12 protein-coding genes are annotated in these 13,873 nt (G+C 68.5%); 1 reads left to right on the forward strand and 11 read right to left on the reverse strand.

The genetic code is table 11. The features are described from left to right. Window positions 1–390, reverse strand: a 390-nt coding sequence (locus GBO37_RS05970) for a response regulator transcription factor (RefSeq protein ID WP_252927797.1), incomplete at its 3' end; no start/stop codon positions are given. Window positions 391–512: 122 nt separating this feature from the next. On the opposite strand from GBO37_RS05970, the gene GBO37_RS05975 reads away from it, so the two are divergent. After that, window positions 513–1,625: a tripartite tricarboxylate transporter substrate binding protein gene (locus GBO37_RS05975; protein ID WP_252927800.1), complete on the forward strand. Its 1,113-nt coding sequence runs from the start codon at window positions 513–515 to the stop codon at window positions 1,623–1,625. Here GBO37_RS05975 and GBO37_RS05980 read toward each other — a convergent pair. The 10 genes from GBO37_RS05980 to GBO37_RS06025 form a co-directional block, all read right to left on the reverse strand. Continuing rightward, window positions 1,609–2,598, reverse strand: coding sequence for a D-2-hydroxyacid dehydrogenase family protein (locus GBO37_RS05980; protein ID WP_252927802.1), 990 nt, complete (start codon window positions 2,596–2,598; stop codon window positions 1,609–1,611). The two genes, GBO37_RS05975 and GBO37_RS05980, sit on opposite strands and share 17 nt — an antisense overlap. Before the next feature lie 72 nt (window positions 2,599–2,670). After that, entirely contained in the window at window positions 2,671–3,384 is a 714-nt protein-coding gene (arsH, locus tag GBO37_RS05985) for an arsenical resistance protein ArsH (protein WP_252927804.1), read from the reverse strand. Beyond that, window positions 3,381–4,460 carry an ACR3 family arsenite efflux transporter gene (gene arsB, locus GBO37_RS05990; RefSeq protein WP_252927806.1) on the reverse strand — a complete coding sequence of 360 codons (1,080 nt, stop codon included), beginning with the start codon at window positions 4,458–4,460 and terminating at the stop codon, window positions 3,381–3,383. The genes arsH and arsB overlap by 4 nt, the downstream gene beginning before the upstream one ends. Next, window positions 4,457–4,819, reverse strand: coding sequence for a helix-turn-helix transcriptional regulator (locus GBO37_RS05995; protein ID WP_252927808.1), 363 nt, complete (start codon window positions 4,817–4,819; stop codon window positions 4,457–4,459). The genes arsB and GBO37_RS05995 overlap by 4 nt, the downstream gene beginning before the upstream one ends. Window positions 4,820–4,865: 46 nt before the next feature. Continuing rightward, window positions 4,866–8,072: an error-prone DNA polymerase gene (locus GBO37_RS06000; RefSeq protein WP_252927810.1), complete on the reverse strand. Its 3,207-nt coding sequence runs from the start codon at window positions 8,070–8,072 to the stop codon at window positions 4,866–4,868. Next, window positions 8,069–9,577 carry a DNA polymerase Y family protein gene (locus GBO37_RS06005; RefSeq protein WP_252927812.1) on the reverse strand — a complete coding sequence of 503 codons (1,509 nt, stop codon included), beginning with the start codon at window positions 9,575–9,577 and terminating at the stop codon, window positions 8,069–8,071. Before GBO37_RS06005 ends, GBO37_RS06000 begins: the two co-directional genes overlap by 4 nt. Next, window positions 9,498–10,244, reverse strand: a complete 747-nt coding sequence (locus GBO37_RS06010) for an ImuA family protein (RefSeq protein WP_252927813.1) — start codon at window positions 10,242–10,244, stop codon at window positions 9,498–9,500. Before GBO37_RS06010 ends, GBO37_RS06005 begins: the two co-directional genes overlap by 80 nt. An 84-nt stretch (window positions 10,245–10,328) precedes the next feature. Next, window positions 10,329–11,552, reverse strand: a complete 1,224-nt coding sequence (locus GBO37_RS06015; RefSeq protein ID WP_252927815.1) for an MFS transporter — start codon at window positions 11,550–11,552, stop codon at window positions 10,329–10,331. Between the two features lie 149 nt (window positions 11,553–11,701). Beyond that, window positions 11,702–12,781 carry a DUF475 domain-containing protein gene (locus GBO37_RS06020; RefSeq protein WP_045981808.1) on the reverse strand — a complete coding sequence of 360 codons (1,080 nt, stop codon included), beginning with the start codon at window positions 12,779–12,781 and terminating at the stop codon, window positions 11,702–11,704. Between the two features lie 431 nt (window positions 12,782–13,212). Further along, window positions 13,213–13,782, reverse strand: a complete 570-nt coding sequence (locus tag GBO37_RS06025; protein WP_252927817.1) for a type 1 glutamine amidotransferase domain-containing protein — start codon at window positions 13,780–13,782, stop codon at window positions 13,213–13,215. Between the last annotated feature and the right edge of the window lie 91 nt (window positions 13,783–13,873).

Consider the following 13,873-nt stretch of genomic DNA (forward strand, 5'->3'; position numbering starts at 1 on the left):
GCCGATCGTCTCGACCATCTGACCGCGCTTGCCGCGGCGCCGGCCCAGGGCGCGGACGCGGGCGCACAGCTCTGCCATCTCGAAGGGCTTGGTCATGTAGTCGTCGGCCCCGGCATCCAGCCCCGCCACCCGGTCGTCCAGCCCGTCGCGTGCGGTCAGGACCAGCACCGGGATGTCCAGGTCCATCGCGATGGTCCGGCGGATCACGTCCAGGCCGCCAAGCCGCGGCAGGTTCATGTCGACGATGGCCAGATCGGCGCCGTCATGGGTCAGGAAGTCCAGCCCATCCTGCCCGTCGGCCAGCCAGTCGACGGAATGGCCCTGCTCGCGCAGCGCCTGCTCGACCGCGCGGGCCAGCATCTGGTTGTCTTCGATCAGGACGATCCGCATGGCCTTCGCCTCGGCTCGGGGGACTTTTCCCTCTTAGGGGGTGGATCGGCGAAGATACAGCCCCTAAACATGACGCAGCAGGGAGAGACGGCCGCAAGGTCGCCACGCCAGGGAGGCAAGCCATGCGACACGCACCGACCGCGCCCGGCCTTGCCGGCGCGCTGATGATCTGCGTCACCGCCGCGATGGCGATGCTGTCGGCGCGCGCGGCCACGGCACAGGATGTCGACTTTGCCGGCCAGACGGTCGAACTGGTCATCCCGTTCTCTCAGGGCGGGGGGTCGGATGTCTGGGCGCGGTTCCACGCGCCGCTGCTGGCGCGTCACCTGCCGGGTCAACCCTCGATCGTGGTGCGCAACGAACCGGGCAGCGGCGGCACGCGCGGCTCGAACGCCTTTGCCGAAGACGCGTCGGCCGACGGGCTCAGCCTGCTGGGCACGTCGGGATCGTCGCTGTTCGCCTATCTGCTGGGCGATTTCCGCGTGCGGTACGATTTCGACGACTGGTCGGTGCTGATGGCATCGCCCACGGGCGGCGTGGTCTATGTGGCGGGCGATCTGGGGGTCGCATCCTGGCGCGACATCGCGGCGCTTCAGGACCACCAGCTGGTCTTTGCCAGCCAGGGGATCACCTCGTTGGACCTCGTGCCGATGCTGGCCTTCCGGGTGCTGGGCCTGGATGCGAACTATGTCTTCGGCTATACCGGCCGGCACGACGGGCTGGAGGCGATGCGCCTTCACGAGGTCAACATCGACTATCAGACCACGTCGGCCTATCTGCAGAACGTGGCACCGATGGTCGCCGCGGGCGATGCGGTGCCGCTGTTCAGCTGGGGAATCGTGGACGCCGATGGCAGCGTCCGGCGCGACCCGACCTTCCCCGACCTGCCCACGCTGGAGGAGCTGTACGAGCACCTGCACGGCACGCAGCCCTCGGGGCCGGAATACGACGCCTATCGCGTCTTTGCATCGGCAGGGTTCGCGGCGCAGAAGATGCTGGTCCTGCCTGGCGACACCCCGCCCGCGATCCGCGAGACCTGGCTGCAGGCGATCCGCGCGGCGCGCAGCGACCCCGAATACATCGCGCGCGCGCCGGCGATCCTGGGGGCCTATCAGTCGCTGGTCGGCGACGACGCCCAGCACCTGGCCGCCAGCGTGACGCGCATCGACGATGCCACCCGCCGCTTCGTGCTGGAATGGCTGGCCGACGAATATTCGATCAGGTTGACGGAGTAGCCTGCGGCCCGCCCCCGATGACGCGGATCGGCCGGCCGGCCTTCCAGGCCTCGACCGCCTCGACGGTCTGGCGGTAGAACATCCGGAACGTCTGGTCGCTGACATAGCCCAGATGCGGCGTGACCAGCAGCCGCCCGCTGTCGATCAGGTCGCGATCCAGGACCGGCGCCCCGTCGGGCAGCGGCTCGACGTCATGCACGTCCAGCGCGGCACCGCCCAAGCGTCCCGCGCGCAGCGCCGCCAGCAGCGGATCCACCTGCACGATCGGCCCGCGCGAGGTGTTCAGCAGCAGCGCGTCGGGACGCATCAGCGCCAGTTCCCGTTCCCCGAACAGGCCGCGCGTCGTGTCGGACAGCACCAGGTTGATCGACACGATGTCCGATCCTTGCAGCAGCGCATCAAGGTCGGGCGCGTGGCGCACCCCGTCGGCCGCGGCCCGGTCCGCCGTCAGGCTGCGCGACCAGGCCAGGATCTCGACCCCGAAGGGCCGCGCCAGCGTGGCGACCTGGCGCCCGATGCGGCCAAAGCCCGCGATGCCAAGCGTCAGCCCGGACAGGTCGCGGCCCATGCTTGTCTGCCAGCCCCCGGCGGCGGCGGAATTGGCCTCGGGGACGATGCGCCGGGTCAGGGCCAGCATCAGCGCCATCACGAATTCGGCGGTAGTGGTCCCCCGTGATTGCGTGCCGCAGACGGTGATGCCGCGTTCCTGCGCGGCGGCCACGTCGATCGACAGGTTGCGCGCCCCGGTGGTCACGATCAGCTTGAGGTTCGGCAGGGCGCGGATCAGCGCGCCGTCCAGTGGCGTCCGTTCCCGCATGACGCACAGCACGTCGAAGGGCGCCAGCGTCGCGGCCAGTTCGGCAGGGTCGGTCAACGTGCGGTGAAAGACCGTGACATCGTCGCCCTGCGGCCAGTCGGCATATCGGCGCGCCACGTCGGCGTAGTCGTCAAGAACCGCTATCTTCAGTGCCATGGGATGCCTTCCGGGATCGGGTCGGACCGACTGTCGGCAACCCCGGCGGCACCGTCAAGCCTGCACGACCCGTCAGACCGCCTGGCCCTGGTTCACCCGCCGTGACAGCGCCTCGTGGCTTTCGACGCGTTCCGAGTAGCGGTCGACCAGCTGATCGCGGATGTCGCGGGTCAGCAGGGTAAAGCGCACCAGTTCCTCCATCACGTCCACGATGCGGTCGTGATAGGGGGACGGCTTCATGCGGCCGTCGTCGTCGAATTCGCCCCATGCCTTGGCGACCGAGGACTGGTTCGGGATCGTCAGCAGCCGCATCCAGCGGCCCAGGATGCGCAGCTGGTTCACGGTGTTGAAGCTTTGGCTGCCACCGCAGACCTGCATCACCGCCAGCGTCTTGCCCTGCGTGGGGCGCACGCCGCCCAGGGACAGCGGGATCCAGTCGATCTGCGTCTTGATCACCCCGGTCATCGCGCCGTGGCGTTCGGGCGAACACCAGACCATCCCCTCGGACCAGCCGACCAGATCGCGCAGTTCGGCCACCTTGGGATGGTCGGCCTCGGTCGCATCGGCCAGGGGCAGGCAGCGGGGATCGAAGATGCGCGGTTCGGCCCCCAAGGCGGTCAACATGCGGGCCGCTTCCTCTGTCGCGAAGCGAGAGAAGCTGCGCTTGCGCAGCGATCCGTACAGCATCAGGATCCGAGGCGGATGGCTGCTGCGGGCGGCGGGCACCAGGTCGGCGGCCCGGACCAGGCGAAAGGCATCGGGGTTCAGGGTCGCGGCATCGCTCATCGGGCAGGTCCTTTCGGTGCGGGGGCTGAAGAGAGGTCCGGGAACCGCCCCCGCGTGCGGTTGGCGAAGGCGACCAGGGACAGCATCACCGGCACCTCGACCAGCACGCCGACCACCGTGGCCAGCGCGGCGCCGGAATTCAGGCCAAACAGGCTGATGGCGACCGCGACTGCCAGTTCGAAGAAATTGGACGTGCCGATCATCGCGCAGGGGGCCGCGATGCGGTGCGGCACGCGCATCAGCCAGGCCGCGCCATAACCGATGGCAAAGATCAGATAGCTTTGGATCAGGATCGGCACGGCGATCAGCGCGATGATGGCCGGGCGGTCCAGGATGGTCCGGCCCTGCAGGCCGAACAGGATCGCGACCGTCGCGATCAGCCCCAGGGCCGACAGGGGCTTGACCCGCGCCGAGAACGCCTCGATCCGGGCGGGGTCGCGCAGGAAGCGCCGCGTCAGCAGGCCCGCCGCCAGCGGCAGCACCACATAGAGGACGGTTGCCAGGACCAGCGTCTGCCACGGCACCGCGATGTCGGTCACACCCAGCAGCAGGGCCACGATGGGGGCAAAGGCCACGACCATGATCAGGTCGTTCACCGACACCTGCACCAGGGTATAGGTCGCGTCCCCCCGTGTCAGCTGCGACCAGACAAAGACCATCGCCGTGCAGGGCGCGGCGCCCAGCAGGATCAGACCGGCGATATATTGCTGCGCATCCTGCGGCGCGATCCAGGGGGCGAAGACGTGATCGAAGAACAGCACCGCCAGCAGCGCCATCGTGAAGGGTTTGACCAGCCAGTTCACCACCAGCGTGATCAGCAGGCCCCTGGGCTGTCGGGCGACGCCGCCGATGGCCGCGAAATCGACGCTGACCATCATCGGATAGACCATTGCCCAGATCAGCACCGCGACGACGAGGTTGATCGAGGCGACCTCGGCCGCGGCGATGGTCTGCACGGCGCCGGGCGCCAGTGCGCCCAAGGCCAGCCCGGCGATCATCGCCAGCGCGACCCACAGGGTCAGCCAGCGTTCGAACACGCCCAGGGGGCTGGGCTGTGCGGGGGACGGTTCGGTCATGGGGCGGCATCCGTGCGTGTCATGGGCCCGCAAGTGCAGGCGATCTGGTCCAGTACCGGCTGGCACAGGTCGGGGCGACCGCCGCAGCAGTCCTGCAGCAGAAAGCCCAGCAGGCCACCCATCGTGTCCATTCGCGCGAAATAGCGGATCGAGCGCCCCTCGCGGACCGACCGGACCAGGGCCGCGGCGGTCAGGATGGTCAGGTTGTTCGACAGCGTGTTCGAGCGGATGTCCAGCCGCGTGGCGATGTCGCCGGCCGCCATGCCCGCGGGCCCCGCCTGCACCAGCAAACGAAAGACGTCCAGGCGGATATCATGGGCCAGCGCGGACAGGACGTCCAGGGTGCGATTCTTTTCCATACTTCATGTTATACAGAAACGTCATGGCCCCGCAAGGACCGGACCGTCAGCGGAAATCGCGGGTCTTCACGGTGATCCCGTCACGCGGCAGGTCGCGGACATAGATCTGGCGGGGCTTGGGCCCCTGGCTGCGCGGATCGGGGGGCGGCGCGCAGCGGTGGAATTCGTCGCCGCGGCCGTGCGGCAGCGGAAAGGTGCCCTGCCGACCGACGGAGGCAAGCTCTGCCGACATGTCGGTCAGGCGATGGGCGACCAGATGGACCACCTCTCCGGCGCGCTGGACGCGGCCCTCGACCCCAATCATGCCCGCACCCAGGACGATGCGGCGGTGCCGGTCGAAGACCTTGGGCCACAGCACCAGGTTCGCGATGCCGCTTTCATCCTCCAGCGTGATGAACATCACGCCCTTGGCCGATCCGGGGCGCTGACGGACCAGCACCAACCCCGCGACATGCATCCAGCGGCGGTCGGCGCTGGCCATCGCCTCGGAACAGGGGCGGATGCGGCGGCGGGTCAGGCTGTCGCGCAGGAAGGGCAGCGGGTGGCGGCGCAGGGTGACGCCGGTATGGGCGTAATCCTGGACCACCTCGCGTCCGGCGGGCATGGGGGACAAGGCGACGACGGGTTCCGGGGCGGGGATGGCGGCGAACAGCGGCAGGTCCGGCTGATGGCCGCGAATGGCCCACAGCGCCTCGCGACGCGCCAGGCCATAGGTCGGGCGAAAGCCGTCGGCCTCGGCGATGCGGGTCAGGGCGGCGGCGGGCACGCCCGCGCGGCGGCACAGGTCCTGGGCCGTGGCGGCGGGCCGGGCGGCCACGATGGCGCGGGCATGGGTTTCGGCCAACCCCCTGACCATGCGCAGACCCAAGCGGACGGCGAACCCCTGCCCCGCCGGTTCCAGCGTGCAGTCCCAGTCCGACAGCGCGATGCAGACGGGGCGGATCGCCACGCCATGATCGCGCGCATCGCGCACGATCTGGGCCGGGGCATAGAACCCCATCGGCTGGCTGTTCAGAAGCGCCGCGCAGAACACGTCGGGATGCCAGCATTTCAGCCAGGCCGAGGCATAGGCGATCAGCGCAAAGCTGGCCGCATGGCTTTCGGGAAAGCCGTAGCTGCCGAACCCCTCCAGCTGGCGAAAGATCTTTTCCGAGAATTCGGGATCATAGCCGTTGGCGATCATCCCCTCGATGACGCGGTCGCGAAAGGCCGACACCCCGCCGGTCAGCTTGAAGGTCGCCATCGACTTGCGCAGCATGTCGGCCTGGCCGGGGGTAAAGCCCGCGCATTCGATGGCGATGCGCATCGCCTGTTCCTGAAACAGCGGCACGCCATAGGTGCGGCCCAGCACCTGTTCCAGTTCCGGCTTGGGATAGACCACCGCCTCCAGCCCGGCGCGGCGGCGCAGATAGGGATGGACCATGTCGCCCTGGATCGGGCCGGGCCGAACGATGGCTACCTGGATGGTCAGGTCCGCGATGCTGCGCGGCTTCAGCCGGGGCAGCATCGACATCTGCGCCCGGCTTTCGATCTGAAAGGTGCCAAGCGTGTCGGCCCGACAGATCATGTCGAATGTCGCCTCGTCGTCGGCCGGGATGGTGGCCAGGTCCAGCCGCAGGCCCTTGTGGCGGTCCAAGAGGGCAAAGCAGCGCGCGATGCAGGTCAGCATCCCCAAGGCCAGCACGTCCAGCTTCATGAACCTCAGCGCGTCGATGTCGTCCTTGTCCCATTCGATGATCTGGCGGTCCTGCATCGCGGCCGGTTCGATCGGGACCAGCTCGTCCAGCCGGTCCTGCGTCAGGACAAAGCCGCCGGGATGCTGGGACAGGTGCCGGGGCGTGCCGCGCAGCCGCGCCGCCAGGTCCAGCGTCAGCCGCAGGCGGCGGTCGGCGGGGTTCAGGTTCAGCTCCCGCAGCAGGGTTTCGGGCACGCCGTCCTCGGACCAGGCCCAGATCTGGCCCGAGATGGCGCGGATCACGTCCTCGGGCAGGCCCAGGGCCTTGCCCACGTCGCGCAGCGCGCCCTTGGTGCGATAGCGGATCACGGTCGCGGTCAGCGCGGCGCGATCGCGGCCATAGGTGCGATAGATCCACTGGATGACCTCCTCGCGCCGCTCGTGTTCGAAATCCACGTCGATATCGGGGGGTTCGTGGCGTTCCTCGCTGATGAAGCGCTCAAACAGCAGGTTGCCGCCCTGGGGGTCGATCGCCGTGATGCCCAGCACGAAGCAGACCGCGGAATTGGCCGCCGACCCCCGCCCCTGACACAGGATGCCCTGGCTGCGGGCGTGGCGGACGATGTTGTTCACGGTCAGGAAATAGGGCGCGTATTCCAGCTTGGCGATCAGGGCCAGTTCGTGGCGCAGGGTCGCCGCGACCTTGGGCGGGGTCCCGTCCGGATAGCGGACGGCCGCGCCCTGCCAAGTCAGCGCCTCCAGCGTCTGCTGCGGGCTGACCGAGGGGTCGGGGCGTTCCTCGGGATACTGATAGCGCAGCTCCTTGAGCGAAAATCGGCAGCGGTCGGCGATCTGGGCGCTGCGGGCCAGCGCATCGGGATAGCGGGCGAACAGGCGCGCCATCTCGGCAGGGGTCTTCAGGTGGCGGTCGGCATGGCGTTCGCGGCGAAAGCCCAGGGCGTCGACGGTTGTGTTGTGGCAGATCGCCGTCATCACGTCCTGCAGGATGCGGCAGTCGGGGTCATGAAACAGCACGTCGTTGGTGACCACCGTCGGCACCCCGGCCCGCGCGGCCAGCAGGGACAGCCGATGCAGGCGCAGCGGATCGTTGGGCCGCCGCCGCAGGGTCAGCGCCAGATAGGCGCGATCGCCGAAGACGTCGCGCATCCGGCGCAGGCGCAGCGCACAGTCGTCATCGGCCATGTCGGGGACCAGCACCGCCAGAAGGCCCTGACCGTGGTCCGCCACATCGGCCCAGTCCAGGTGGCATGCCCCCTTGCCCGCCCGCGCCTTGCCCAGGGACAGCAGACGGCACAGTCGGCCATAGCCCGCGCGGTCCATCGGATAGACCAGCACCGACATGCCGCAGCGCAGGTCCAGGCGGCAGCCGACGATCAGCCGCACGCCGGTGTCGTTGGACGCCTCGAACGCGCGGACGATGCCCGCCAGGCTGTTGCGGTCCGTGACGGCCAGCGCCCGCATGCCCATCAGCGCCGCGGTGGCGAACAGCTCCTGCGCGGAGGACGCCCCGCGCAGGAACGAGAAATGCGAGGTCACCTGCAGTTCGACATAGCTCATCCGAAGACACCGTGCAGGAACCAGTTGTGGGACCCGGTGGTCACGTCCTCTCCGTCGCCCTGGCGAAAGATCCAGAACCGGCGCCCGGCCTGGTCCTCGATACGGAAATAGTCGCGCACCGCGCGGGTTTCGGCATCGCGCTTCCACCATTCGCCGAAGATGCGTTCCGGTCCGTCGGCGCCCTCGACGTCGTGGCGGGCGCCGCGCCAGACGATCCAACGGGGCGGGTGGTCGGGCAGCAGGGCCATGGTGTCGATCGGTTCGGGCCGCGCCAGCAGCCGCGAGGGGCGCGGCCAGTGGTCGGGCCAGCCCTCGGCGATGACGCTCATCGGCGCCACGCGGGTGACCGACCGTTCGGGCACGTCGCTGGCCACCGGCGCCAGGCGATAGACGGCGCGCGCGCCGACCCGGTTCGTCAGGCTGTCGATCAGGCTGGACATGTCGGGAGCCGCGGGTTCCAGCAGGCTGTCGGTCTGGCGCGGGGCCAGGGGTTCGGCAAGGGTCGCGGTCAGGGACATGATCTCGATCCCGAAGCCCGGATCGATGGTGGGGATCCTGTCGCACAACAGGCGCATCAGGCGTGCGGGGTCGCGCAGGGGCGCGGCCAGGCCCACGCGCACGGGTTGGGCGCGGCTGTCCACCCGCCAGCAGATCAGGTCCAGCCGCCGCGCGCCCAGGCCCCGCGCCTCCAGCTGGCGGCACAGATCGCGGACCAGCCTGTCGATATAGCGGGCGATGGTTTCGGCCGCGCCGATCGGTTCGGCAAAGGCACGGCGTGCGGTCACCAGGTCGGCAGGGCGCAGCGGGTCCACGGGTTCGCCCAGGCTGCCCAGAGCCTGGTCCAGGCGGCGCATCACCTGAGGTCCGAACCGGCGGGTCAGCGGCGCGCGCGGCACCGCGATCAGATCCGCGATGGTCGCAAGGCCCAGATCCTGCAGCCCGCCGACGATGGCGGGCGGCAGGCGCAACGCGGACAAAGGCAGGGGCGCCAGCGCCGCCTGCATGTCGCCGGTCGCGACGATGGGCAGGTCCGCGCCGTGGCGGGCCAGGGCATGGGCCGCGCCCCACGTGTCGGCCATGGCCAGCCGCGCGACGATGCCCGACAGGGTCAGCCGGCCCAGGATAGCCTGCAGCATCGCGTCCTCTCCGCCGTGCAGATGGTCGGTGCCGGTCGCGTCGATCACCACCCCGTCGGGCGGATCGACCGCGACGATGGGCGCAAAGCGTTGCATCAGCCACAGGGCCAGCCGTTCCAGCGCCGCCATGTCGGCATCCGGGTCGGCCGGCTCGACGCGCAGGTCGGGGATCATCGCCTGCGCCTTGCTGACCGGCATGCCCGGCCGCAGGCCAAGCGCCAGCGCGCGGTCGCAGGCGGCGGTGACCACCCGGCGGCTGCCCGCCCGGCCCGACAGGATCAGCGGCGCGCTATCCGAAGGCGTATCGCCCACCCGCCGCAGCCGGTCGATCGGCCACATCGGCAGGCAGACCGAGATGACCCGTGCCATCGCATGCCTCCACTTCCAGATCGAAGGTCTCGCCCGCCCGTGCGCGCATCAGTTCCACCAACCACAGCGCACGGCCAAGGCCCGGCACCGGCAGCGCGGCTGAGGGGCGTTCCGACACGCGCCAGCGCGTCATCGCCGCGGTGGGCTGGCCAAAGTCGTCGGCATCCGCCAGCCACCGCCAGCGGCGCAGCGCGATGCCCGTGGTGCCGGTGTTCTTGGCCGCCAGGTGCAGCCTGCGCGAGGCGGTCATGGACAGGCGCCCGATCTCGGCCACGACGGCGGCCAGGCCGCCATGGCGCAACCCCTCCTCCATGCAGGCCAGGACGGATGTCTCGTCCCCGGCCTCGACATGAATGACCCGGTCGGGGGTCAGACCGGCCTGTGCCAGGCCCGGCGCGAACAGGTCCGCCCGCGTCACGCACCACAGGACCTGACCCGGCAGGCGCGCGGCGATGCCGGCCGCGAAGCAGGCAGCCGCGGCCCCGTCAGCGGCGCCCGCACCGCTGCCCGCGACCTCGTGCAGACAGCCCAGGGCCAGCCCGCCCTGGGGCAGGCGGCGGTCCAGCTCGGGCAGCCCGAAGGGCAGCACCGCATGGGTCTGCACATGCCCCTCGAGATGCGAGATGCGACTGCGAAGCGCGGAAAGCGTGGCGGAGGAGGCAGACATGGGGTTACCGGAACAGGGCTGTAAGTTCCTGTTTTGTTCTTTTCACCATCAAAAGTCAACGCATCAGGCCATTCCCCTGCCCGGTCAGTCCGCGGACCTAGGTCCCGGCGCGATAGTCCGGCTGAAGAGCAGGAACACCGCCAAGGCCGCAAGGGCCACGCCCGCGCCGATGAAATGGGACATGCCATAGCCGTGGCCAGACACGATCCAGCCGGCGAAGACGTTGGAGAAGGTCGCCCCGACCCCCTGCACGGTCATCACCGTCGCAAAGCCCAGATTGAACCGCCCGGTCTCGGCCAGCAGCCGTTCCGCGGCAACCGGGGTCAGGATGCCCAGCATGCCGGCGCCGATCCCGTCCAGCATCTGCACCGGAACCACGACCCAGAAATCCGGGACCATCCCCGCCAGGACGCCACGCAGCGGCAGCGCGCACAGCGCGATGAGAAAGCACGACCGCAACCCAAGACGCCGGATCAGCCACGGGGTCGCCGCGGCCACCGCGATCATCGTCGCCTGTGCGACCCCGGTGATCAGCGCCGTCGTGCGGAAAGGCGTTCCCAACTGGATCGAGAATTCCTGCGCGATCAGCCGGCTCATCGGGGCATTGCCGAAATGAAACAGCATCATCACCAGCGCCAGCAGGATCAGGCCGCGGTTGTGCAACAGCACCGACAGGCCGGATGGCCGGGCATGGTCGTCCGTACCCTGGCCCCCGACCATGCCGCGTGCCACGTCATGGTCGATCCGGTCCGGGCGGATCATCCGCAGCGCGATCAGCGCCCCAAGCGCCGTCACGATCATCAGCCAGACGACCGAGAACTCTCCGAACAGGCTGACAGCCAGATAGATCGCCATCAGCGATGCCAGGTTGCCGCTGTGGTTCCAGAATTCGTTGCGCGAGATCTGGCGCGGAAAGGCGCGCTGCCCGACCAGCCCCAGGCTGAGCCCTGCCAAGGCGGGGGCGATGACCACGCCCAGCACCACGGTGGCAATGGTGCCGACCCAGACCACAGCCGGATCAGGCACCAGCAGCGCCCCCGCGGTGATGACGATGACCGGGCCGGCGATCAGCGCGCGTTTCCAGTGCGACCTGTCGACCAGCGCCCCCGCGAACGGGGTCAGGGCAAGGCCGATCAGCCCACCGACCGTCGCGATCGCCCCCAGGGTCAGCGGCGACCAGCCGCGCGTCGCCAGAAAGGCGTCCAGAAACGGGCCAAGCCCGTCCCGCGCATCCGCCAGGAAGAAATTCAAGATTGCCAGGCCCAGCAGGGAGCTGTCCGACAGGCCGGAACGCGAAACTGTGGCCATGGGATGCGCCCTTGTGATCAGTGGTCCGTCTGCCGAACCCGCCGATCACGCCATCGTTCCCGTTCGAACGATGAAATTGCGACATAAATGATGGCGCGCCATTCATGCCGTTCCTGCGACCGCGTCGGGCGCGGCCGCAGGGTGCGTCGTCACTGAGCGGCGAGCTGTGCCTCGTGCCGATTCCAGCGGATCGACGACCACAGCGAGATGCCGATCAGCGTCGCACCGCCCAGGCCGGTGATGACCTCGGGGATGTGGACAAGGGACTGGGCGAACATCACCACGGACAGCGCAATGATCGCATAGAAGGCGCCGTGTTCCAGATAGCGGTATTCCGACAGGGTGCTGTTCTCGACCAGCATGATGGTCATGGACCGCACGTACATCGCCCCGATGCCCAGGCCGATCGCGATCACGAACAGGTTCTGGCTGAGTGCGAAGGCACCGATCACGCCGTCGAAGCTGAAGGACGCGTCCAGGACCTCAAGGTACAGGAACGCGCCCAGACCGCCCTTGGCGGCACCGTGCAGGGTCTCCTGCGTGCTGTCCAGCAGCCCGCCCAGAACCTCGACCAGCAGGAAGGTCATCAGGCCCCAGATCGCGGCGGTGAAGAAGGTCGTGCGTTCCGCACCCTCCAGCAGATGCGAGAAGCCCAGGACGAACAGCAGGACCACCGCGACCTCGACCCCGCGGATCGAGGCGTACTTGGCCATGTGATGTTCGATCCAGCCGACCCAGTGCACGTCCTTTTCATGGTCGAAGAAGAAGCTGAGCCCGACCATCATCAGGAACGTCCCTCCGAAGGCGGCGATGGGCAGGTGCGCGTCATGCATGATGCGGGCGTATTCATCGGGCTGGCTTGCGGCCAGCACCAGCGCCTGCCACGGGCCGATGCCCGCCGCGATCACCACAATCAGCAGCGGGAACACGATCCGCATGCCGAAGACGGCGATCAGGATGCCCCAAGTCAGGAAGCGGCGCTGCCAGACCGGCTGCATGTCCTTGAGCTTGTTGGCGTTCACGATGGCGTTGTCGAAGGACAACGAGATCTCCAGCACCGCCAGCACCGTGACGATGAACAGGATCGACAGCATGCCCCCAAGCGTGCCGGTCGTCTGCCATCCCAGCACCGCGCCCAGGGCCAGGCCCAGGAAGGTGACGATGATCGCCCATTTCAGATAGGAAAGGACCGGGCGCTTTTGCGCGGTGGATAGGGTGTCCTGTGTCATGAGGAAAAGTCCAGGCGGTGAATCCGAAAACAGGTGCCGACATCACGAAAGCGCCGCCACTTTCGTCAGAGGGGCCCGGACACCACTCGATGCGTTCACGACGCCGTGCGACCGTGGGTCCGCCGGGAAGATTCGGCAAGCCCTTCGTTCAGCTTTTCCCGCGATGGGCGCCGTTCCGCGGATCGGGCCGGGGGATGTCGTGTCGATAATGGGAGGCACGGACCCTTTGCTGATCTTGTCAGATCGGCGACAACGGTTTGGAAAACGGCCAATGCCGGCGGTGGCACGATTGCGTCACTGTGGCTGCGTCATCTCAGTGGCAAAAAAATAAGGCCCGGTGGGCCCTGAGTTTTTCGTCCCAATGGGACGCGGCTTGACCATAAATGGGTCAGCAGAGGCGCCCGTCACGGATGACGGGCGCAGGTAATGCCTCAGGCGCTGCGGGTCTGGTCTTCGTGGCGCCCTTCGCCGAACTCCTCGATCAGCTTGGCGCAGAAGGCGGGCAGATCGTCCGGGTTGCGGCTGGTCACCAGACCGCTGTCGGTCATGACCTCCTTGTCCACCCAGGTCGCGCCGGCATTGGTGATGTCGGTCTTGAGGCTGGGATAGGAGGTGATGGTCCGCCCCTTCAGCACACCGGCTTCGATCAGCACCCAAGGGGCGTGGCAGATGGCACCGACTGGCTTGCCCTGCGAGAAGAAGTCATGGACGAAGGCCACCACATCCTTGTCCGCGCGCAGCGTATCCGCGCCCACGGTGCCGCCCGGAATGACCAGCCCGTGGAAATCGCTGGCCGAGACCGAGCCGACCGCACTGTCGACCTGATGATCCGACCCCGGATCCAGATCGCCGTTCACCGTCTTGGCAGTGCCGGTCTGGGTGCTGACGACCGTGACCTTGGCACCGGCGTCGCGCAATGCGGCCAGCGGCTTGGAAAACTCCGGCTCCTCGGTTCCACGGGGAGAGATCAGCAGGGCGATGTTCTTTCCGTCCAGTTTCATGGGACGTTCCTTTCAGCAGCAATTCGTTCGCTGATGAAACGCGGCCCCCCGGGGGAACGGTTCCTGCGCGCCGACCGGATGGCGCGCAAGC

This window comes from Paracoccus sp. 08 (assembly GCF_024105395.1).
Classification (GTDB): Bacteria; Pseudomonadota; Alphaproteobacteria; order Rhodobacterales; family Rhodobacteraceae; genus Paracoccus; species Paracoccus marcusii.